This window comes from Micropruina sp. (assembly GCF_047607385.1).
Classification (GTDB): Bacteria; Actinomycetota; Actinomycetes; order Propionibacteriales; family Propionibacteriaceae; genus Micropruina.
On the sequence record NZ_JASGDE010000040.1, the window covers coordinates 1 to 21,309 of the forward strand.

The 21,309-nt window shown below is 71.1% G+C and carries 20 protein-coding genes and 1 pseudogene; 14 read left to right on the forward strand and 7 right to left on the reverse strand.

Annotated features, from left to right (window positions below; all coding sequences use genetic code 11):
* Positions 1 to 386, forward strand: a pseudogene (locus QM582_RS03970) (hypothetical protein); the annotation flags it as partial.
* Between the two features lie 10 nt (positions 387 to 396).
* Here the strand turns inward: QM582_RS03970 and QM582_RS03975 are convergent.
* From QM582_RS03975 to QM582_RS03990, 4 genes are all read right to left on the reverse strand, one after another.
* Positions 397 to 1,350 (reverse strand): asparaginase, encoded by a 954-nt coding sequence (locus QM582_RS03975; RefSeq protein ID WP_415081956.1) that lies wholly within the window; start codon positions 1,348 to 1,350, stop codon positions 397 to 399.
* A 91-nt stretch (positions 1,351 to 1,441) separates the two neighbouring features.
* A complete protein-coding gene (locus QM582_RS03980) occupies positions 1,442 to 2,215 on the reverse strand; it encodes an SDR family oxidoreductase (RefSeq protein ID WP_415081958.1) in 774 nt (257 codons plus the stop codon).
* Between the two features lie 41 nt (positions 2,216 to 2,256).
* Positions 2,257 to 3,504 carry a glycosyltransferase gene (locus QM582_RS03985; protein WP_415081960.1) on the reverse strand — a complete coding sequence of 416 codons (1,248 nt, stop codon included), beginning with the start codon at positions 3,502 to 3,504 and terminating at the stop codon, positions 2,257 to 2,259.
* Positions 3,501 to 5,615 (reverse strand): ArnT family glycosyltransferase, encoded by a 2,115-nt coding sequence (locus QM582_RS03990; RefSeq protein WP_415081962.1) that lies wholly within the window; start codon positions 5,613 to 5,615, stop codon positions 3,501 to 3,503. The genes QM582_RS03985 and QM582_RS03990 overlap by 4 nt, the downstream gene beginning before the upstream one ends.
* Positions 5,616 to 6,049: 434 nt before the next feature.
* On the opposite strand from QM582_RS03990, the gene QM582_RS03995 reads away from it, so the two are divergent.
* From QM582_RS03995 to QM582_RS04040, 10 genes are all read left to right on the forward strand, one after another.
* Positions 6,050 to 6,406, forward strand: coding sequence for a PadR family transcriptional regulator (locus QM582_RS03995; protein WP_415081964.1), 357 nt, complete (start codon positions 6,050 to 6,052; stop codon positions 6,404 to 6,406).
* Positions 6,399 to 7,133 (forward strand): hypothetical protein, encoded by a 735-nt coding sequence (locus QM582_RS04000; protein WP_415081966.1) that lies wholly within the window; start codon positions 6,399 to 6,401, stop codon positions 7,131 to 7,133. Before QM582_RS03995 ends, QM582_RS04000 begins: the two co-directional genes overlap by 8 nt.
* Positions 7,134 to 7,289: 156 nt before the next feature.
* Entirely contained in the window at positions 7,290 to 7,439 is a 150-nt protein-coding gene (locus QM582_RS04005; RefSeq protein WP_415081968.1) for a hypothetical protein, read from the forward strand.
* A gap of 188 nt (positions 7,440 to 7,627) precedes the next feature.
* Positions 7,628 to 8,071, forward strand: a complete 444-nt coding sequence (gene rplM, locus QM582_RS04010; RefSeq protein ID WP_415081969.1) for a 50S ribosomal protein L13 — start codon at positions 7,628 to 7,630, stop codon at positions 8,069 to 8,071.
* Positions 8,068 to 8,598, forward strand: coding sequence for a 30S ribosomal protein S9 (gene rpsI / locus QM582_RS04015; RefSeq protein WP_415081971.1), 531 nt, complete (start codon positions 8,068 to 8,070; stop codon positions 8,596 to 8,598). Before rplM ends, rpsI begins: the two co-directional genes overlap by 4 nt.
* Positions 8,599 to 8,605: 7 nt before the next feature.
* A complete protein-coding gene (glmM, locus tag QM582_RS04020) occupies positions 8,606 to 9,958 on the forward strand; it encodes a phosphoglucosamine mutase (protein ID WP_415081973.1) in 1,353 nt (450 codons plus the stop codon).
* A 281-nt stretch (positions 9,959 to 10,239) separates the two neighbouring features.
* Positions 10,240 to 11,775 (forward strand): amino acid permease, encoded by a 1,536-nt coding sequence (locus QM582_RS04025; protein ID WP_415081975.1) that lies wholly within the window; start codon positions 10,240 to 10,242, stop codon positions 11,773 to 11,775.
* An 18-nt stretch (positions 11,776 to 11,793) separates the two neighbouring features.
* On the forward strand, positions 11,794 to 12,675 hold the full coding sequence (locus QM582_RS04030) for a glutamate ABC transporter substrate-binding protein (RefSeq protein WP_415081976.1): 882 nt from the start codon (positions 11,794 to 11,796) through the stop codon (positions 12,673 to 12,675).
* Positions 12,672 to 14,570: a putative nucleotidyltransferase substrate binding domain-containing protein gene (locus QM582_RS04035; protein ID WP_415081978.1), complete on the forward strand. Its 1,899-nt coding sequence runs from the start codon at positions 12,672 to 12,674 to the stop codon at positions 14,568 to 14,570. The genes QM582_RS04030 and QM582_RS04035 overlap by 4 nt, the downstream gene beginning before the upstream one ends.
* On the forward strand, positions 14,567 to 15,403 hold the full coding sequence (locus QM582_RS04040) for a metallophosphoesterase (protein ID WP_415081980.1): 837 nt from the start codon (positions 14,567 to 14,569) through the stop codon (positions 15,401 to 15,403). Before QM582_RS04035 ends, QM582_RS04040 begins: the two co-directional genes overlap by 4 nt.
* Before the next feature lie 55 nt (positions 15,404 to 15,458).
* On the opposite strand, the gene QM582_RS04045 is transcribed toward QM582_RS04040, so the two are convergent.
* From QM582_RS04045 to coaA, 3 genes are all read right to left on the reverse strand, one after another.
* Positions 15,459 to 16,322, reverse strand: coding sequence for an SDH family Clp fold serine proteinase (locus QM582_RS04045; RefSeq protein WP_415081982.1), 864 nt, complete (start codon positions 16,320 to 16,322; stop codon positions 15,459 to 15,461).
* A complete protein-coding gene (locus tag QM582_RS04050) occupies positions 16,319 to 16,480 on the reverse strand; it encodes a hypothetical protein (RefSeq protein WP_415081984.1) in 162 nt (53 codons plus the stop codon). The genes QM582_RS04045 and QM582_RS04050 overlap by 4 nt, the downstream gene beginning before the upstream one ends.
* 92 nt (positions 16,481 to 16,572) lie before the next feature.
* Positions 16,573 to 17,559: a type I pantothenate kinase gene (gene coaA, locus QM582_RS04055; protein WP_415081986.1), complete on the reverse strand. Its 987-nt coding sequence runs from the start codon at positions 17,557 to 17,559 to the stop codon at positions 16,573 to 16,575.
* 143 nt (positions 17,560 to 17,702) lie between these two features.
* Here coaA and glmS point away from each other — a divergent pair, with 143 nt between their 5' ends.
* The 3 genes from glmS to QM582_RS04070 form a co-directional block, all read left to right on the forward strand.
* Positions 17,703 to 19,547 (forward strand): glutamine--fructose-6-phosphate transaminase (isomerizing), encoded by a 1,845-nt coding sequence (gene glmS / locus QM582_RS04060; protein ID WP_415081988.1) that lies wholly within the window; start codon positions 17,703 to 17,705, stop codon positions 19,545 to 19,547.
* Positions 19,544 to 19,891, forward strand: coding sequence for a holo-ACP synthase (locus QM582_RS04065; protein WP_415081989.1), 348 nt, complete (start codon positions 19,544 to 19,546; stop codon positions 19,889 to 19,891). The genes glmS and QM582_RS04065 overlap by 4 nt, the downstream gene beginning before the upstream one ends.
* Positions 19,892 to 19,895: 4 nt before the next feature.
* Positions 19,896 to 21,309 (forward strand): bifunctional ADP-dependent NAD(P)H-hydrate dehydratase/NAD(P)H-hydrate epimerase (locus QM582_RS04070; RefSeq protein ID WP_415081991.1); only part of this gene is annotated, 1,414 nt, incomplete at its 3' end.

Below are 21,309 nucleotides of genomic sequence, written 5' to 3' on the forward strand. Positions count from 1 at the left end.
CCACCCCGTCCGGCGGCCTGCCCGGTGCCCGGACGCCGGCGCAGCCCCGGCCGCGGCCCAAGACGTCCCGTCCGCCGGGGCTGATCGTGCCGCATGCGGTGCCGGTGGTGATGACGCCGCCGGCCGGCCATCACAGCCCGCCCGATCCCGACCCGGTGATCTACCTGGGGCCGGACGTGGGCGATCAGTTGACCGTGCTCTCCCCGCTGGACCCGCCGTCCTCGGTGCACGACGCGCCCGCGGCGGAGCCGCCCGCACCGCCGAAGGGCTGGACGCCGGTGGGTCCGCGGCCGGCGCCGGCCACGGTGTCGCCGGGGCAGGCATCGCCCGGCCCAGCGTCGCCGGAGGGGTCGGCCGAGTCGCCGGCCACCGGACGCCCGTCCTGACCCCGGCGACTCAGATGTCGGTCGGGATCACCGCGCCGACCACCTGGCCGCGGCCGTAGACCGGCATGTCCAGCATCCGGGCGCGCAGCTTGGCGTCGCCCAGCCAGAGCCGGCGCAGCACCGCGCCCATCACCACCGGACGGGCCCGGATGCCGCCGTCGGTGATCTTGATCGCGATCCCGCGGCCGTCCGGCAGGCCGGCGGCGTAGACGCCTTCGGCGCCGTCCTTGGCGATCATCCCCGGCACCCCGCGGATCAGGTCGGTGACGTCGCGTCCGGTGCCGCCGACCAGTTCGGGGTGGCTGCGGATGGCGTCCGCCACCTCCTTCTCAGCGCCCCCGGTGGCCGCGGCGAGGGTGCCGAAGATGCGGGCCAGGCCGACCAGGCTGATCGCCAGCGCGGGCGCCCCGCAGCCGTCGATGGACGTCCAGGCCACCGGCAGCCCGAAGCCGCGGATGGTCTCGATGATCGCCTGCTGGGTGGGATGCCCGCGGTTCAGGTAGGTGTCCAGCCGCCAGCCGTTGAGCACCGAGGTGGCCAGCATCGCGGCGTGCTTGCCGGAGCAATTCTGGGCCAGCGAACTCGGCTTGCGGCCGGCGGCGATCCACTCGTTGCGCTGGGCGTCCATCAGCGGCAGGTCGGGGGTGTTGCGCAGGTCGGATTCGTCCAGGCCGGCGCCGTGCAGCAGGTCGAGCACGGTCTGCAGATGGATCGGCTCGCCGCTGTGGCTGGCGCAGGCCATCGCCAGCTGGTCCGGCGGCACGTCCAGCCCGCAGCGCACCATGGCCAGCGCCTGGATCGGCTTCAGCGACGAGCGCGGCAGGATGTTGCTGGTGTAGTCGCCCTTGGCGTACGACACCGACCCGTCCGCGCGGGTGATCACCACGATCCCGCGGTGGGTCGATTCGACGAAGCCGTTGCGGAGCACCTGTGCGACCACCGGGGGATCGCCGACATTCACCACGTCGGGAGTCTAGGGAAGTGCCGTTGCGCGCACCACTGGGAATCCCGGGCGAGACCGGATCTCGACGACCTCGGCTGTCGGAGTCGCCGGGTCAGCTGTGGGTGCGGAATCCTCCGTTGCTGTACAGCAGCTGACCGTTGATCCAGCCGCCGGCGTCCGACATCAGGAAGCGGACCAGGTCGGCGGTGTCGCTCGGCGTGCCGAGGCGTCCGGCCGGGGTCCGCGCGATGCCCGCCGTCCGGATCTCGTCGGTCATCCAGCCGGTGTCGATCGGACCCGGGTTGATCACATTGGCCCGGACGCCGCGTGCGCCCAACTCGACGCCGGCTGCCACGACGATCCGGTCGAGTGCTCCCTTGCTGGCGCCGTAGGGCAGGTTGTGCCCGGTGTGATCGCTGGTCAGCGCCACGATCCGGGCTCGGACGTCGGTGGTCGGCTGCTCGGGCAGGAGCTCCGCGACGGCTTTGATCAGCAGCCACACGGCGCGGGCGTTGACCGCGAAATGCCGGTCCCAGCTCTCCAGGGTGGTGTCGAGGGTCGAACTGGCGACGGACTCACAGTGCGCCATCACCAGTCCGCGAACGTCGCCGATCGCCGTCGCCGCGGCGACCAGCTCGGCGGGCGCGTCCGGCTCCGCCAGGTCGACCTCGACGGTGTGCACCCGGCTGCCGATGGCGCGGCATTGGGCCACGATCTCGGCGGGGTCGTCCCGGCCGCGTTCCAGGCCGAGCCGATCGTCGTAGGGCGTCCAGTGGCTGAGCACCAGATCCCAGCCGTCCTCGGCCAGCCCGCGGGCGATGCCCGCACCGATGCCGCGGACCCGGCCGACCCCGGTCACCACGACGGTTCCACGTCGCTGCGTCATGCGCCTCTCCTTCGGCTCAGGGTCTCGACAAGCCCGATGATTCAGGGCGAGCTTGCCATCACCAGCTTGAGAGCCAGGAATCGGATCCCGGTGGCGACCGCGTTGGCGATCGCCAGGACGGCCAGCTCGACCCAGTGCGCCGCGTCCGGAGCCATCAGGTGCAGGGCGGCCAGCGAGCCGCTGGTCAGCCCGAGCGCCACCGCGAAGGCCAGCAGTCCGGTGGCGTGGTGGGTGAGCAGCCCGTCCGAGCCGCGCACCCCGAAGGTGATCACCCGGTTCGCGGCGGTGTTGGCCACCGCGGTCACCGCCAGCGCGACCAGATTGGCCGCCTGGGCGTCCAGGGCGACCCGCAGCACCAGGTAGAGCACGGCGTAGGCCAGCGTGGACGCCACCCCGATCGCCGCGAACCGGACCAGCTGCCCGAACAGCCCGGACGGCACCCCCGCCACCGGCGCGACCGACGGCGAGCTCATCGGTGGGCGGGCCAACTCGGCCCGCACCGCGCCGATCGGGATCCGTCCGCTGGTCAGTCCGCGCAGCAGCCGCCACACCCCGCGCAGGTCCTCGGCCGCGGTGGCGGCGATGTCGACGGTAGTGCCCGGGTCGTCGATCCAGTCCACCGGCACCTCGTGGATCCGCAGCCCGGAGCGCTGCGCCAGCACCAGCAGTTCGGTGTCGAAGAACCAGTTGGTGTCCTCGACCAGCGGCAGCAGCCGGCGCGCCACGTCCGCCCGCATCGCCTTGAAACCACACTGGGCGTCGCTGAACGACACCCCGAGCGCGCCGCGCAGGATCAGGTTGTAGGTCCGCGAGATGAACTCTCGCTTCGGCCCGCGCACCACCCGCGAGCCGCGGGCCAGCCGGGTGCCGATCGCCACGTCGGAGTGCCCGCTGACCAGCGGAGCCAGCAGCGGCAGCAGGGCGGTCAGGTCGGTGGACAGGTCGACGTCCATGTAGGCGAGGACGTCGGCCTCGCTGGCCAGCCAGGTCTGCTTCAGCGCCCGGCCGCGGCCCTTGGCGTCCAGGTGCACCACGCGGACGTGGTCGGATTCCTCGGCCAGCCGCCGTGCGATCGCCAGGGTGTCGTCGGTGGACGCGTTGTCGGCGATGGTCACCCGGTGCCGGTAGGGCAGGGCGTCGTCCAGGAAGCCGGTGAGCCGCCGGATCGAGCGCTCCAGGTCGGCCGCCTCGTTGTAGACCGGGATGACGATCTCGACGCTGGCCAGCCGGGCCGGCCGGCTGCGCGGCCCGCGGGTGGCGTCCTCGGCCAGGGTCATCGCGGTGCTCACTTCGCCGCCGTCAGGTCGTAGACGGTGGTGTTGCCGACCGTCGTGGCGGTGTAGTTCTGCTGCACCCAGCTGGCGATCTCGGACGCCGCCTGGCTGCCGCCGTTCTGGCCGCCGAAGTTGCCGCCGCCGATGAAGTAGTGCACCTTGCCCTGCGCCACCCATTCCTGGAACTGGGCCAGCGTCGGGGACGGGTCGGAGCCGTTGAAGCCGCCGATCGCCATCACCGGATAGCCGCTGGCCAGCTGGTAGCTGGCGGCGTTCTGGGCGCCGGTGGTGGCCGCCACCCAGGTGTAGTCGGACGCGTTCGCCTGCAGCGCGGTGAGCAGCTCGGACGACACCGAGGCGCCGTTGAGCAGGCCGCCGGCTCCGCCACCCCGGCCACCGCCGAAGCCTCCGTCGTTGCCGGTGCGACCGGTACCGCCGGGCTGACCCTGGCCGGTGCCGCCGGGCGGGGTGCCCTGCTGGCCCTGCCCGTTCTGGCCCTGCCCGGTCTGGCCCTGCCCGAAGCCGCCCGGGCGGCCACCGCCCTGCCCGCCGCCGGGTCCACCGCCGCCGGGTCCGCCATTGCCCCCGGACAGGCCGGCCCGAGCCGGTCCGGCGGTCACGATCGAGCCGGTGTGCGGGGTGGCCGCGGTATTCACGGAGTAGGCGGCCGGGCCGGCCAACCCGGCCAGCACCGCCGCGGTGATCGCCGCGGTCTGCAGCGGACGGACGACGGCCCGTCCGAACAGGAACAGCACCGCGGAACCGGTCAGCACCGCGGCCGCGGCGATCGAGATCCACAGGTAGATCCCGCCCGCGACGGACGCCAGCGCGACGCCCCAGGCTCCGGTGGCCAGTGCCGCGACGGCCAGTGCGGCACGGCCCAGCCAGCGCCGCCGGTGGGTCCAGGTCACCGTCCCGGCCAGCGCCACGGTGCCGCCGATCGCGGGAGCCAGCGCCACCGTGTAGTAGTCGTGGTAGATGCCGGCCATGAAGCTGAACACCAGGGTGTTGATCACCAGCCAGCTGCCGAACAGCACCAGCGCCGCGGTCGCCCGCGTCCGATGGGTCTCGGCGCCGGTCCGGAACGTCGTGGCCCAGCCACGGCGTCCGAGCAGGACCAGCGCGGCCACGCCGAGCAGCAGCGCCGCCGGGATCAGCCACGACACCATCTCGCCGGAGACGGTGACGAACATCCGCAGCAGGCCGATCTGGCCCCAGCGTCCGGACGCGTTGCCGACCGAGCCGGTCTCGTCGCCGTTCAGCCGGCCCAGGCCGTTGTAGCCGAAGGTGAGCTCCAGGATCGAGTTGGTCTGCGAGCCGCCGATGTAGGGACGCCAGCTCTCCGGCACTAGTTCGACGATCGCCACCCACCAGCCGAAGGCGAGCACCATGGCGCCGAACGCGGTGATCAGGTCGACGACCTTCTTCCGCCAGGAGGCCGGGGCGCCGATCGCGTAGGCCAGCAGCAGCGACGGCAGGATCACGAACGCCTGCAGCATCTTGGCCAGGAAGCCCAGCCCGATCAGCGCGCCGGCGGCCGCCAGCTTCCAACGGGACGCCGTCTCGGCCGCCCGCAGGGTGAGCGCCGCCGCGGCGACGTAGCAGAACACCATCAGCGCGTCGGGGTTGTTGAACCGGAACATCAGGGTGGCCGCCGGGGTGAGGGCGAAAGCCAGTGCGGCGACGATGCCGGCCCAGTGCGCGCGATGCGCCGAGCCGCCGCGGGCCAGCGAGCGCCGCACCGTGCCGTACAGGATCCAGGCGGACGCCACCCCGAGCAGCGCCTGCGGCAGCAGGATGCTCCAGGAACTCAGCCCGAAGATCCGCACCGACAGCGCCATCAGCCACAGCGATCCAGGTGTCTTGTCCACGGTGATCGAGTTGCCGGCGTCCAGTGAGCCGTAGAAGAAGGCGGTCCAGGACTGCGACCCGGCCTGCACGGCCGCGGAGTAGAACGAGTTGGCCCAGCCGGAGGCGGCCAGGTTCCAGGTGTAGAGGGCGGCCACCGCGAGCAGGGTGAGCGCCAGCGAGCCGTTCCTGACCAGCGGCGACAGCCCCGTGGCGGGGCGGTCCGATGAGCCGGCCGACGCCGCGGTGGCCGGGGAGATGAGGGTTGTCGTCGTCACGTCCACCACCGTCGGTGACGGCCCTGTCGCCGCTCTGAGCCGTGCCTGTGGGGTGTCTGTGCGGCGTGGCCCCACCCAGGCCAGGTTTCCTCACCGATTGAATTACCGATTTCCGCACTCGATGCGAACTCAATCGTTTGAGAGAGCCTCGACGGCGCATCGAGCGCGGAAATTGGTACTGGCCGGGCCGGATCGCCGCCTTGCTCGGCGCTACCAAGGAACCGCTGATCAATCATGTCCCGGCTGCGGCGTCCCCGGCGGGCGAGCTGCGGCCCCCATCTCTTGCGCCGTACGTCCAGTACGCCCACAAGATCTGGCGGCCGCAGCTCATCCCGCCGGGCACGTCCTCGCTCGGAACAGCATTGATCAGCGCTTCCCTAACTTGTTCGGCCATCTATGTTGCGTGTCTGACTAGATAGACGTACGATCTAGTCATGACCAACAGCGGCAACAGCGGATGGCCCACCGAGTGGCTCAGAGGAGCGCTCGAAGTGTGCGCCCTCGCCGTGATCGCCCGCGGCGAGACCTACGGCTACGCGATCGCCAGCGAACTGGCCGAGGCGGGCCTGGGTGTGGTGAAGGGTGGAACGCTCTACCCGCTGCTGGCCCGCTTCGAGCAGGCAGGGCTGGTCCGGGTGGACTGGCGGGCCGGGGAATCCGGCCCGGGCCGCAAGTACTACGCGCTCACCGAGGCCGGGCGCGCCGAACTCGACCGCCGCCGCCTGCAGTGGCGAGCGTTCGCCGACACGATCACCGCCATCACCAACGAGAGGGAGACCGTCCATGACTGAGATCCGGCAAGCCATCGCCCCGCACGTCGAACCCGGCTGGGTCGAGGGGATGTTGCTCGAATTGCGACTCCAAGGCGTCTCCGGCGAACAGATCGGCGCCGCCCTGGCCGAGGTCGAAGCGCACGTCGTCGACAGCGGGCAGGGCGCCCAGGAGGCGTTCGGCGACCCGGTCGAGTACGCCCGGTCGCTGGGCCTGCCGCCCTCGCCGGAGCAGTCCCGCGCCGCGACGTTGAAGAGCAGCGTTCCGGTGCTGATCCAGCTGTTCGGCATGGTTTGCGTCAGTGCGGCGATGCCGTGGGGTGTCGCCGCGGTCGGCGTCGCGCCGTCGTTGCTGGCCGGCCTGGTGTTGGCCGGGCTGCTGCCGGTGGTCGGGATCGCGTTCGGCGACCAGTTGCTGCGCGCGATCGTGGAGCATCCGGTGGTGGTCTTCGTGGTCACCCTGGTGGCGCTGGGCGCGGTGTCCGGCGGCCTGGTCGCGCTGAGCCGGCTCGGCCTCGACCAGCCGCTGTTCGACCTGCCTCGTCCGGTGGTGCTGCTGGCCGGCCTGATCGCCCTGGCGGTCGGCACCTGGGCCGCTGTCCGCTCCGACGCGGAGGTTCCCGACGTGGTCAGCTCGCCCGTCCCGGGCAGTGCGATGCCGCGTCCCGGCGTCCGACACTGGGCCTGGACGGCCCTGCCGATCCCGGTGGCGGCGGTCGCCATCGTGCTGCTGATCACGTTGATCTGAGCCCAGGTGCCTGCCGCTGTGGCAGGTCCACCCGCACGGTTCCGGACGGGCTCAGATCAACCCCCACCCCGTCGACATCGCCTGCGGTAACGCACATCGCCTGGGTTCCTCCGCAGGCAATGTGCGTTACGACAGGCGATCTCGGGGGACCCCCGTGTGGTCGACGCACCCCTCATCGAAGGAGGGGAGTGGGGCGGACGGTCAGCCGACGACGGCGACCCGATCGACGGCGATGTCCCGCCAGGCGTGGACGATTCCGGTGGTGGTGTCGAGAACGTGCAGCGTTCGATCGCTGACGGCGGCTGAGGCCTGGTACGAGGAGGGGCGCGCAGTCGGTCCGGGGGAGCGAGTACGCCGGGGACGGACGCCGCGACACCCCCGTTTTGACCGACGCCCGGACGGGCGGGTAACCTAAATCGCTGTTGCGCTGTGGTCTGCCTGGGCAGATCCCGCACTGCCGACAGAACAGCTACCTATGGAAGTGGTCCACGAGCGTGTCTACGTACAGCCCCAAGTCGGGTGAGGTCACCCGGAACTGGCATGTGATCGATGCCTCCGATGTCGTTCTCGGACGGCTGGCCGTCACCGCCGCCACCCTGCTGCGTGGCAAGCACAAGGCCCAGTTCGCCCCGCATGTCGACACCGGCGACTTCGTGGTCGTGGTGAACGCCTCCAAGATCGCCCTGACCGGCAACAAGCGGACGGCCAAGCTGGCGCACCGGCACTCCGGGCGTCCCGGCGGCCTCAAGTCGGTGCCCTACGGCGAGCTGCTGGCCAACGACCCGCGGCAGGCCGTGGAGCGTGCCGTGTGGGGCATGCTGCCGAAGAACAAGCTGAGCCGTCAGCTGATCCGCAAGCTCAAGGTGTACGCGGGTCCCGAGCATCCGCACAGCGCCCAGCAGCCGCAGCCGTACCAGATCACCCAGATCGCTCAGTGAGAGCCGAAGGAAGCACCGTGACCGAGACCGTGGAGACCACCGAGGAGTTCACCCCGTTCACCGAGGGTGAGCGCGAGATCGCCTACCGCGCGGAGGCGGCCCCGTCGTCCGCCGCGCCCGGCGAGCGCCCCGCCGCGATCGGCCCGGCCGACGCCACCGGTCGCCGCAAGGAGGCCATCGCCCGCGTCCGGCTCACCCCGGGCACCGGCCAGTGGAAGATCAACGGCCGCGCGCTGGAGGACTACTTCCCGAACAAGCTGCACCAGCAGACCGTCAACGAGCCCTTCGAGACCGCTGCGGTCGCCGGTTCCTACGACGTGGTCGCCAAGATCGTCGGCGGCGGTGTCACCGGCCAGGCCGGTGCGCTGCGGCTCGGCATCGCCCGCGCCCTCAACGCCGTGGACGCCGAGGCGTCCCGTCCGGCGCTGAAGAAGGCCGGGCTGCTGACCCGCGACGCCCGGGTCAAGGAGCGCAAGAAGGCCGGCCTCAAGAAGGCCCGCAAGGCCCCGCAGTACAGCAAGCGCTGATCGGCCGATGGCGAGGCTTTTCGGCACCGATGGTGTTCGGGGACGAGCCAACGCCGAGCTGACTGCCGAACTGGCCCTCGATCTCGCCGTCGCCGCCGCCCACGTGTTGGGCGAGGCGGGCGTCTTCGAGGGCCGTCGGCCGTTCGCGGTGGTTGGACGTGACACCCGGGCCTCCGGCGAGTTCCTGGAGGCCGCCGTGGTCGCGGGGCTGGCGTCGGCCGGCGTGGACGTGATCCGGCTGGGCGTGGTGCCCACCCCGGGCGTGGCCTACCTGACCGGCGCCCTGGACGCCGACCTGGGCGTGATGCTGTCGGCCAGCCACAACCCGATGCCCGACAACGGCATCAAATTCTTCTCCCGCGGCGGGGTCAAGCTGGACGACGCGGTCGAGGACGCCATCGAGCAGCGGCTCGGCGAGACCTGGAGCCGGCCCACCGGGGCCGACGTGGGCCGGGTCCGCGACGATCTGGGTGCGGTCGAGGGCTACGTGGCGCACCTGGTCACCAGCCTCGGCGAGGACGCCTCGCTGGCGCCGCTGAAGGTGGTCATCGACACCGCCAACGGGGCCGCCTCGTTGACCGCCCTGGCCGCGTTCGACGCCCAGGGCGCCCAGGTGATCCCGCTGCACGCCAGCCCGGACGGTCTGAACATCAACGACAACTGCGGCTCGACCCATCTGGAGTCGCTGCAGGCCGCCGTGCTCGAGCACGGCGCCGACCTCGGCATCGCGCTCGACGGCGACGCCGACCGCTGCCTCGCGGTGGACGCCGCCGGCGAGGTCGTCGACGGCGACCAGATCCTAGCCATCCTGGCGCTGGCGATGAAGGAGAGCCACGCGCTGCACAGCGACACCGTGGTGGCAACGGTGATGAGCAACCTCGGCTTCATCATCGCGATGCGCGAACACGGCATCCGGGTCGACCAGGCCAAGGTGGGCGACCGGTACGTGCTGGAGTCGATGAACGCCAACGGCTTCACGCTGGGCGGCGAGCAGTCCGGCCACGTCATCATGAGCGAATTCGCCACCACCGGCGACGGGGTGCTGACCGCGCTGCACCTGGCCGCCCGGATGGCCCGCACCGGCCAGACGCTGGCCGAGCTGGCCTCGGTGATGAGCCGGTTGCCGCAGGTGATGATCAACGTCCCGAACGTGAACAAGGTGCGTGCCGGTCTCGATCCGGTACTGCAGCAGGCGGTCACCGCCGCCGGCCGCGAGCTCGGCGACACCGGCCGGGTGCTGCTGCGTCCCTCGGGCACCGAGCCGCTGGTCCGGGTGATGGTGGAGGCCGCCAGCCACGACCAGGCACAGCAGATCGCCGAACGCCTGGTGGGCGTCGTCAAAGACCGGCTGGCGCTGTAATTTTCGCCGCCCGGTCGTCCGTCCGGGCGCTGTAATTCCTCGGCTGCCGAGTCGGATCGACCCCAGATTCGTGCCCGGACCACGGTGTTCGCGCACAAATGCGCCCCAGTGTCGCATCGTCGGGTTTCGTTGAGAAGTCGTTTGCAGGCTGAGACCGGCAGTTGTCCGGACGGGCTGCTGATGACAGGCTGCGGGCCAGCCCGAGCCCGGGCACGCGGGCCCCACCCCGAGCACACCTGGGGCCTCGTCACACCCTGCGACAGCACGAGGAGACGCGCACCGTGACCGACCCCAAATCCCCCCAGCTGTCGGCGTTGGACGCCGAACAGGTCGGATACAAACAGACTCTCGGACGCCGCCACGTCCAGATGATCGCGATCGGCGGCGCCATCGGAACCGGTCTCTTCCTGGGTTCGGCGTCCCGGCTGCACAACACCGGCCCGGCCCTGGTGCTGAGCTACGCCGCTGTGGGCGTGATCGCCTACTTCCTGATGCGGGCGCTCGGCGAACTGGTCCTGCACCGGCCCACCTCCGGGGCCTTCGTGTCCTATATGCGGGAGTTCTTCGGCGAGAAGTGGGCGTTCGTCACCGGCTGGGTCTACTGGATGAACTGGGTGCTGACCGGCATCGCCGACCTCTCCGCGGTCGGTCTGTACATGCAGTTCTGGTTCCCGACCCTGGACACCTGGATCACCGTGCTGGTCGGGCTGGTCGTCGTGCTGGCGGTCAACCTGCTGTCGGCCAAGGCGTTCGGCGAGTTCGAGTTCTGGGCGGCCATCCTCAAGGTGGGCGCCATCGCCGTGTTCCTGGTGGTCGGCGTCGTGGTCGTGGTGGGCGGCATGGACATCGGCGGCCACAAGGCCGGATTCCACAACCTGTGGAGCAACCCGGGCGGCTTCTGGCCGACCGAGGCGCCCTACGTCTGGTACGGGCCGCTGCTGGTGATGTCCGGCGTCGTGTTCGCCTACGCGGCCATCGAGATGGTCGGCGTCGCGGCCGGCGAGATGCAGAACGCCGCCCGCGAGGTGCCGAAGGCGGTCAACTCGGTCATCATGCGGATCGCGGTGTTCTACGTCGGCTCGCTGCTGCTGCTGGTGTCGATGCTGCCGACCGAGGAGTACAAGCCCGGCATCAGCCCGTTCGTCACCGTGTTCGAACGGCTGGGCATCGACTGGATGGCCGCCGTCATCCAGGCGATCCTGATCATCGCCGCCATGTCCAGCCTGAACGCCGGCATGTTCTCCACCGGACGGGTGCTGCGCAGCCTCGGCATGTCGAAGCAGGCCCCGCTGTTCACCTTGAAGATGAGCGAATCGGGCGTCCCGTGGGCCGGCATCGTGATGACCGCCTGTGTGATGGCCCTCGGCGCGGTGCTGAACGCCTTCGTGCCGAACGCCTTCGAGCTGGCCATCGAGGCGACCGCGATCATGATCGTCTACACCTGGGCGACCATCTTCGTCTGCCAGATCAGGCTGCGGCAGCTGATCGACAAGGGCGTGGTGCCACCGACACCGTTCCCGGCGCCGGGATCGCCCTGGACGTCCTACATCGGGCTGGCCTTCCTGGTGTTCGTGGTGGTCGGCATCGCCATCTCGGGCTGGCAGAGTGCCGAGGAGTTCTCGCACAAGATCAACTTCCTGGTGGTGGTCTTCGGCATTCCGGTGCTGAGCGCGCTGCTGGCGCTCGGCTGGCGGCTGGTGAAGCCCCGGGTGGCCGCGAACACCGGCGGACGGCTCGAATCGGTCTGGACCGACACCGGGCCGCGATACGGCGACGCCACCATCCCCGAGCCCGACGCCGACACGCCGGCCCACTGACGCGGAAGGAATCCACAGATGCGTATCAAGGCTCTTCCCCTGACCCGGCTGCTGATCGCCGCCGGCGCGTCCCTCGCCCTGCTGCTGGCCGGTTGCAGCAGCCCCGGCGAGGTGAAGGACCCCACCCCGATCGCGGGTGCCACCACCTACAGCAAGCTCCGGATCGGCATTTCCTTCGACGAGCCGGGGATCGGGATGGCCACCCCGGCCGGCGAGTCGGACGGGGTGACGGTCGGCAAGGACGCCAAGGGCTTCGACGTCGACACCGCCACCTATGTGGCCAAGGCGCTCGGCGTCCCGGCCGAGTCGATCACCTGGGTGAAGGCCGACCCGATCGACCGGGAGCGGCTGCTGGAGGAGGGCAAGGTCGACCTGGTGCTCTCCAGCTACACCATCACCGACGAGCGCAAGAAGCGGATCGACTTCGCCGGGCCGTACTTCGTGGCGCACCAGGATCTGCTGATCCGGCGCAACGACGAGGAGCTCACCGGCCCGGACCGGCTCAAGGGCCGCACGCTGTGTGCCGCGCAGAACACCACCTCGGCGCAGAACGTGCTGAACCGGTACCACGGCGACGTCGCGCTGGTGCAGCCGAACACCTTCTCCGAATGCGTGCAGCGGCTGGTGGCCGGCGACGTGGACGCGGTCACCACCGACGACGTGATCCTGGCCGGCTTCGCCGCGCTGCCCGCCAACAAGGGCGTGCTGCGGGTGCTCGGCCAGGGCTTCTCCGACGAGCCCTACGGCATCGGCGTCCGCAAGGGCTCCGACCAGCTGGTCTCGCAGATCAACCAGGCACTGACCAGCTACATCGCGGACGGCTCGTGGAAGGCGTCGCTGCAGCGCAACGTGGGCGAATCCGGTTACAAGATCCCGGATCCACCCACCCCCGGCAAGTGAGGGACGCCTACCCGCCCGGCAAGGGCGGGCAGGTGCGCGTCCAGGCGATGGCGGCGCTGGCCGCCAGCCCGCCCTTCGACACCCTGGACGCCCGCACCATCGAAGAGCTCGCCGGGGTCTCCCGGATCGCCGAGTACGACGCCGGCGAGCAGATCCTGGACGCCTTCCGGGGACCGCCCAGCGAGGTGCTGGTGGTGGTCTCCGGACGGGTCCGGGTGTGGACCGACGCGGAGCGTCCGCACGACCCGGAGAGCCCCGACCTGATCTCCGGCCCGGGTGAGGTGTTCGGGCTGAACGCCACCCTGACCGGCAAGGCGATCGGCCCGCTGGCGGTGGCCGACGGGCCGGTCCGGGTGGTCCGGCTGCCGGCCGACCGGGCGGCGCGGGCGCTGCCGGAGCCGGACGCGGCGCGGGAGGACGATCTGCCCCAGCCGCCCGACACCGACCTGGCCGGCCAGGCCGGCCTGCGGGTCGCCGACCTCGACGTGGACCCGCTGCTGGTGCTGCCCGGCGGCGTCACCGTCCAGGAGGCCGCCCTGGCGATGGCGGTGTCCGGACTGGCCGCCGTCGAATTGCCGGAGGGCCGGCTGGGCATCGTGACCGACCGGACGCTGCGGCGCCGGGTGCTGGCCGCCGGGCTGTCGCCGCAGACACCGGTCGGTGCGGTGGCCGTCACCGACTGCCCGCGGGTGAGCACCGGGTCGTCGGCGCCGGAGGCGCTGATCCTGCTGCTGGACACCCAGGCCGACCACGTCCTGGTCACCGATGCCGACGACCGGCTGGTGGGCACCCTGGAACCGCGCGACTTCATCGGCTCGCCGGTAACCGCCGGGCTGGCGCTGCACGAGCGGATCCGGCGCTCCGCCGACATCCAGACGCTGCAGCAGCAGGCCGGACGGATGCCGGAACTGCTCGCCGACCTGCTGGCCGGCGGGCTGGCCTCCGCCGCCGTGCTCAGCGTCTACTCGGCGCTGGTCGACGCGGTCACCCGGCGCACCCTGCAGTTGGTCTTCGCCGGCCATCCGGACCTGTCGCTGGACTCGTTCAGCTGGCTGTCGCTGGGCAGCAACGGACGCCGCGAGTCGACGCTCAGCTCCGACGTGGACTGCGCGGTGGCGTTCCACCAGCCGCTGTCCGCCGACGGCATCGACCGGTACCGGGAGGTGTTCCTCGAAGTCACCCAGTGCCTGGCCCGGTCCGGGCTGACCGGGGACGGGCACGGCGCCACCGCCGCCCATCAGCTGTTCGCCCGCACCGACGAGTCCTGGGAGGCCTCGGCGGGGGAGTGGCTGGAGGATCCGAGCCGGAACAACGCCGCGATGATGGCGTCGCTGCTGCTGGACGCGCGGGCGATCCACGGGGCGCCGCAGGTGCCCGGGGTGGCCCGGATGGCGGCCGGGCTGCGGGCCCATCCGGCCGGGCTGCGGATGTTCCTGGAGGAGTCGCTGGCCAAGCGCGCCCGGCTGCGTCCGCTGCGCCGGATCTTCTGGGGCCGCGACGGCTTCGACATCAAGCGCAACGCCCTGCTGCCGATCGTCAACCTGTCCCGCTGGCTGGGGTTGATGGCCGGCTCGCCGGCCCTGACCACCACCGAGCGGCTGCGGGCGGCGGCCGGTTCGTCGATCCTGCCGCAGCGCCAGGCGGCCACTCTGGTCGAGGTGTTCGAGGTGTTGCAGGCGATCCGGCTGCGGCACCAGCTGCGCCAGGTGCAGCGCGGACGCCCGGCCACCGACCGGCTGAACCTGGACCGGGTCTCGGCGATCGACCGGAGCATCATCGCGCGCGCCGTCCGGGAGATCTCGACGGTGCAGCAGCGGATGGCGAACGTGTCCCGCTACGAGGGGCCGGAGGACTGGGCACGGCCCGATCCGCAGCCGACCGGCGATCCCTGGTGAGCCTGCTGCAGGTGCCGCCCGGACGCCGGGTGGCGGTGATCGGCGACGTCGGCGGGCACGCCGACGCGTTGTGCGCGGAGTTGGCCCGGCTGGGCGTCCCGCGGGAGGGAACCGGCCCGCTGCCGCCGGACCTGGTGGTGGTGCAGGTGGGCGACCTGATCCACCGTGGGCCCGACTCGGCGGGCGTCGTCGCGCTGGTCGACCGGCACCTGCAGACCGACCCGGACCGCTGGATCCAGCTGGTCGGCAACCACGAGGCGTTCTACCTGCGCCGGCAGCAGTTCAGCTGGCCGGAACGGGTGCCGCGCGGCACTGCCGCCACCCTGCGGCGCTGGTGGTCGAGTGGACGGATGCGGCCCGCGGTGGCCATCCGAACCGCCGTGGAGGACCTGTTGGTCAGCCACGCCGGCCTCACCCGCGGCTTCTGGCAGGACGTGCTCGGCGCCCCGTCGGACGCCGCCGCGGCGGCCGCCGCGATCAACGCGCTGGCCCGCAACAACCGCCGGGCGCTGTTCAAGCCCGGCACCATGCTCGGCTGGCGGCACCCGGATTTCGGCGCCGGCCCGATCTGGGCGGCCGCCGGCAGCGAGGTGGCGGCCAGCTGGTCGGGCCACGAGCTGCCGTTCAGCCAGGTGCACGGCCACAGCTCCGCCTACGGCTGGCAGTCCGGACGCTGGCACCTGGCCGACGACCTGCGCGCCGCCGCCGTCCGCGACGACGATGCCAAGCACGTGATGATCAACCTGCCCGGCGGACGCCTGGTCGGCATCGACCCCGGTCACGCGGCGGTGGCCGACCGGCTCTGGCGCTCGTTCGAGCTGCCCGGCGGCTGACGTCCACCGATCGTCGGTCGAGGTGGCTGAGGTCGAGTCGGCTCGACCATGTTGGTCAACGCATGTGCGAGGCGAGTCGACCTTCGTAGATGGCCCGGGCTCCGGCCGGGTAGCAGCCCAGGGCGAAGTACCGCGTCCACAGTTGCCAGATGATCGTCCAACTCTCGCTGTCCAGATCGGCCACTTCGACAGGAAGGCCGATCCGTTCGGCCAGCTTGGGCCCTACTGTCGCCGCATGATCGGTGGGATCGTCGATCAGCGGTCGTCGCAACTGCTGAACGAGCCGGCCGCGCTCCGTGTCATCAGGGGGTTCAGTACGACACTGGAGCGCCTCGTCGATGAGTGCTTCGGTTCGGGTGATTGCGGCTTTCGCCTGTTCGACCATCAGCATGGTCACGTCGGCCAGGAGTGCGGAATAGAGCGGGTAGGAGTTGGGTTGCTGGGCAACTCTGTCCTCCGCGGTGGCCACGGCAGCGACGATCTCCTTGGCGCCAGCCAGGCTGTTGCCCACCTGGAACTGAGGGTCGACGGGGCCGAGGTCACTGAACGGGGCCATCCGGATGACGTCGGCACCCAGGCACATCAACGTGCCCGCCGACTTGGCCATATCGGGGACGATGATCACCAGCCGGGTGCAGCGAGCCTGCATGGCGCGGATCATCCGCACGGCCACTTCGCCGTCGCCACCCGGGGTGGCCAGCAGCACATGCAGTTCCCTGGAACGGTCCAGGCCGATCAGCAACTCCTGAAGAACTGTAAGGCCGCGGGCGAAGATCTGATCGATCAGCACGATCAACTGGGCGCCGGTGAGTTGTTCATATGTGCGGATCAACTCCTGACGGGCGTACCGGTCAGCATGCTGGGCTTCGAAGAGCGGGGTCTTGGCGAGTGACCCGGGCTCCTTGACGGCATCGGTCACGAATGACCCAAACCGATCGCGGCCACGAAGCTCGCGGGACGTCCCCGTCGGCGCTCGGCCGACTCCCGGCGAGCCTCCTGGGCAACCCGGGCCTTGGCCTCCCAGTCCGACGAAGTCAGATCTGCCGGTCGCCGGAGCGGCTGGATGTCGTTGGCCATCAGGTCTCCTTCCACCAATGCGTCGTGCACCATCGCACGTTCTTGGTTGCCAAGTGAAACACCTGCCACCGACAGTATGTTCCGAGGGCCTGTCACACCTTCCGGATCCGCACCCAGCTGACCTGGTGGTTCTCGCCCTTGCGCAGGATGGCGGTGGCGCGGCCCCGGGTGGGCCGGATGTTCAGTTCCAGGTTGGGACCGTTGATGGTGTCCCAGAAGGTGCTCGCGGTGGTCAACGCCTCGGCCTCGGACATTTCCGCGTAGCGCCGGAAGTACGACTGCGGATCGCGGAACGCGGTCGAACGCAAGGCGAAGAAACGGTCGATGTACCACTGCCGGATGAACGCGGACCGGGCGTCCACGTAGACGGTGAAATCGAAGAAGTCGCTGACCGCCAGGGCGGTGCTGCCGTCGGAGCGCCGGCGGGCCGGCTGCAGCACGTTGAGTCCCTCCACGATCAGGATGTCCGGGTCGCGCACCACGGTGCGCTGGTTCGGCACGATGTCGTAGATCAGGTGCGAGTAGACCGGCGCCGTCACCTGCTTGCCCGACTTCACGTCGACCACGAACTGCAGCAGCGCCTGCCGGTCGTAGGACTCCGGGAAGCCCTTGCGGTGGGCGATGCCCATCGCCTCCAGGATGTGGTTGGGGTAGAGGAAGCCGTCGGTGGTGACCAGGTCCACCTTCGGACGCCGCGGCCCGCGGGCCAGCAACTCCTGCAACAGCCGCGCGGTGGTCGACTTGCCGACCGCCACCGAGCCGGCCACCCCGATCACGAACGGCACCTGCTTGTGGTTGATCCCGAGGAAGTCGTGGGTGGTGCCGTACAGCGCGCCGGTGCGCTCCCAGTACAGGTTCAGCAGCTGGGTCAGCGGGTGGTAGACCTGCTGCACCTCGTCGGCGTCGGTCGGGTCGCCCAGGCCGCGCAGCCGGGCCAGCGTGCCGGCGTCCAACTCCCACGGGACGGCCTCGGCGAGTTCGCTCCACTGCCGCCGGCTGAGGGCGACATAGGGACCGTACGGGTCGTCCTCGGGGGCGTACTGCGTTCCGGTCGGGAGCGCGATCGGGTGGGGATCCATGACACCTCGCTGGGTTGGGCTGCGCTGGGCAGGGCACTAGTCTGCCCGTCCGGCCTCTCCGGAGGCGGCAAACCCGCCACGGCGTTGTCCGCGGTGTCCGGAGCGTGCCTATAGACGGCGACGACCTCGGTAAAGTTCCCCGCATGTGCGGAATCATCGGTTATGTCGGTCCCCGGGATGCCAGCAAGGTGGTGGTGGAGGGCCTGCGCCGGATGGAGTATCGCGGCTACGACTCCGCCGGCGTGGCGGTGATTGCGGACGGTGCTCTCGACGTCCGCAAGAAGGCCGGCAAGATCACCAATCTGGACGCCGCGGCGGCGGACCACCCGCTGGCGGCCAGCGAGACCGGCATCGGGCACACCCGGTGGGCCACCCACGGCGGGCCGACCGACTTCAACGCGCACCCGCACGTCTCGGCCAACGGCCGGGTGGCGCTGATCCACAACGGCATCATCGAGAACTTCGCCCCGCTGCGCGCCGAACTGGAGCAGGGCGGGGTGACGTTCCGCTCCGAGACCGACAGCGAGGTGGCCGCCCAGCTGCTCGGCCGGGCGGTCGCCGACGGCGCCGACCTGGCCGACGCGATGCGCAGCGTCTGCAACCGGCTGCACGGCGCCTTCACCCTGGTCGCCATCGACGCCGCCGAGCCCGGCCGGCTGGTGGCCGCGCGGCGCAACTCGCCGCTGGTGGTCGGGGTCGGCGACGGCGAGAATTTCGTCGCCTCCGACGTGGCGGCCTTCATCGAGTTCACCCGGCAGGCCATCGAGCTGGGCCAGGACCAGGTGGTCGACGTCACCCGCGACGGCGTGACCGTCACCGACTTCGACGGGCGTCCGGCCGAATCGCACCCGTTCGAAGTGACCTGGGACCTCTCCGCCGCCGAGAAGCAGGGCTACGACTGGTTCATGCGCAAGGAGATCTACGAGCAGCCGCAGGCGGTCGCCGACACCCTGCTCGGCCGCTACAACGAAGACGGCTCGCTGAAGCTGGACGAGCTGCACATTCCCGAGGCGGAACTGCGCACCATCGACAAGATCATCATCGTCGCCTGCGGCACCGCCTACTACGCCGGCATGGTCGCCAAGTACGCCATCGAGCACTGGACCCGGATCGCCTGCGAGGTCGAGATCGCCTCCGAGTTCCGCTACCGCGACCCGATCATCACCCCGCGCACCCTGGTGGTGACGCTGAGCCAGTCCGGCGAGACCGCCGACACGCTGATGGCGATCCGGCACGCCCGCGAGCAGGGCGCCAAGGTGATCGCGATCTGCAACACCAACGGCGCCACCATCCCGCGCGAGTCGGACGCGGTGATCTACACCCACGCCGGCCCCGAGATCGGCGTCGCCTCGACCAAGGGCTTCCTCACCCAGGTGGCGGCCTGCTACCTGCTCGGGCTCTACCTGGCGCAGGTGCGGGAGACGAAATTCGGCGACGAGATCGGTGCGATCATGAGCGAGCTGGCCGCGGTGCCGCCGCTGATCCAGCGGGTGCTGGACGAGATCGAGCCGATCAAGCAGCTGGCCGCGAAGCACGTCGAGACCGAGTCGGTGCTCTTCCTGGGTCGGCACGTCGGCTACCCGGTGGCCCTGGAGGGTGCGCTGAAGCTGAAGGAGATCGCCTACCTGCACGCCGAGGGCTTCCCGGCCGGCGAGCTCAAGCACGGCCCGATCGCGCTGGTGGAGAACCAGATCCCGATCTTCGTGGTGGTGCCGCCGCAGGGCCGCGACCAGCTGCACGACAAGGTGATCTCCAACATCCAGGAGGTGCGCGCCCGGGGTGCGTTCACGGTGGTGCTGGCCGAGGACGACGATCACGAGGTGACGCCGTACGCCGATTTCCTGTTCCGGCTGCCGAAGGTGTCCACGCTGATGCAGCCGCTGGTCGCCACCGTGCCGCTGCAGATGTTCGCCTGCGAGGTGGCCTCGCTGAAGGGCTACGACGTCGACCAGCCGCGCAACCTGGCGAAATCGGTCACGGTCGAGTGATCGTCGGCATCGGCATCGACGTCTGCCCGGTCGAACGGTTCGCCGCCGCGGCGACCCGGGAACGGCTGCTGACCAGGCTGTTCACGCCCGCCGAGCGGGATTCGTCGATGAACCGGATGGCCGGCCGGTTCGCCGCCAAGGAGGCCCTGGCCAAGGCGCTCGGCGCGCCCGCCGGGCTGTCCTGGCACGACGCCGAGGTGCGCAAGGACGAGGGGGGCAAGCCGTACTTCCACTACACCGGGACGGTGGCCGCCCGGGTCGCCGAACTGGGCATCGCCACCGTGCACCTGTCCATCACCCACGACGCCGGGATCGCCGCCGCGGTGGTGGTCTGCGAGGCTTGAGGCCATGAGACCTGCCTACCTGGCGGACACCATCCGGGCAGCCGAGGAGCCGCTGCTGGCCGCGCTGCCCGGGGTGTTGATGCAGCGGGCGGCGTCCGGGCTGGCCTCGGTGCTGCTGCGCGAACTGCGGGCGCTGCGCGGTGCGGTCTACGGGGCGCAGGTGCTGCTGGTGGTCGGTTCGGGCAACAACGGCGGCGACGCCCTCTACGCCGGCGCCCGGCTGCTCGGACGCGGCGTCCGGGTGAGCGCCTGGCGGACTTCGTCCCGGGTGCACGATGCCGGCTGGGCGGCCTTCGTCGCCGCCGGTGGGCGCGAACTGGACGCGGTCGGCGCGGTCGAAGCGCTGGCCGAGGTCGACCTGGTGCTGGACGGCGTGCTCGGCATCGGCGGACGCGCCGGGCTGCGCGAGCCGGTGGTGCTGTTCGCCCGGGCCTGCGCGGACGCCGGCGTCCCGGTGGTCGCGGTCGATCTGCCGTCCGGGCTGGATGCCGATTCACCGTCGTCGGTGGAGCGGGTCGAAACCGGGGCCTCCGCTCACTTCACCGCGGCTCGCAGCGTCACCTTCGGCGGGCTGAAGTTCTGCCAGGTGCTGCAGCCGGCGGCCGCGGCCTGCGGGACGGTGGAACTGATCGACATCGGTCTCGACCTGCCCGCCGGCGACCTGGACTGCTGGGAGGTGGCGGACGTCGCCGCCGCCTGGCCCTTCCCGGGGCCGACCAGCGACAAATACTCCCGGGGCCTGGTCGGGCTGGACACCGGTTCGGACGCCTACCCGGGCGCGGCGGTGCTCTCCACCCTGGGCGCGGTGCACGCCGGGGCGGGGATGGTCCGCTTCGCCGGCGCGGCGGGCGCGTCCGCACTGATCCGGCAGGCCGCTCCGAACGTGGTCTTCGGCGCCGGACGGGTGCAGGCCCGGGTGCTGGGCTGCGGCTGGGGCGACCGTCCGGACGGGGCCGCGGTCGTCGAGCGGGCACTGGCCGACGACCTGCCGCTGGTGCTGGACGCCGACGCGCTGCGCTTCCTGCCCGCCGGAGAGCTGGGGGAGCGGGTGCTGCTCACTCCGCACGCCGGCGAACTGGCCCGGCTGCTGCAGGTTCCCCGCGCCGAGATCGCCGGCGACCCGATCGGCGCGGTCCGCACGGCGTCCGCCCGGTTCGGCGTCACCGTGCTGCTCAAGGGCGCCAGCCAGTACGTCTGCGGCCCGGGCGGCCGGGTCGCGATCGCCGTCCCGGGACCGCCGTGGAGTGCCCAGGCCGGGTCCGGGGACGTCCTGGCCGGGATCTGCGGCACGCTGCTGGCCGCCGGGCTCAACCCGCCGACGGCGGCGTTGGCCCCAGCGTCATCAGGTCCAGCTTCCATTCCGAGGGCAGGCGGTCCCGCGACCCCAGCGCCACGATCAGCCGATCCGGCCCGTCGAA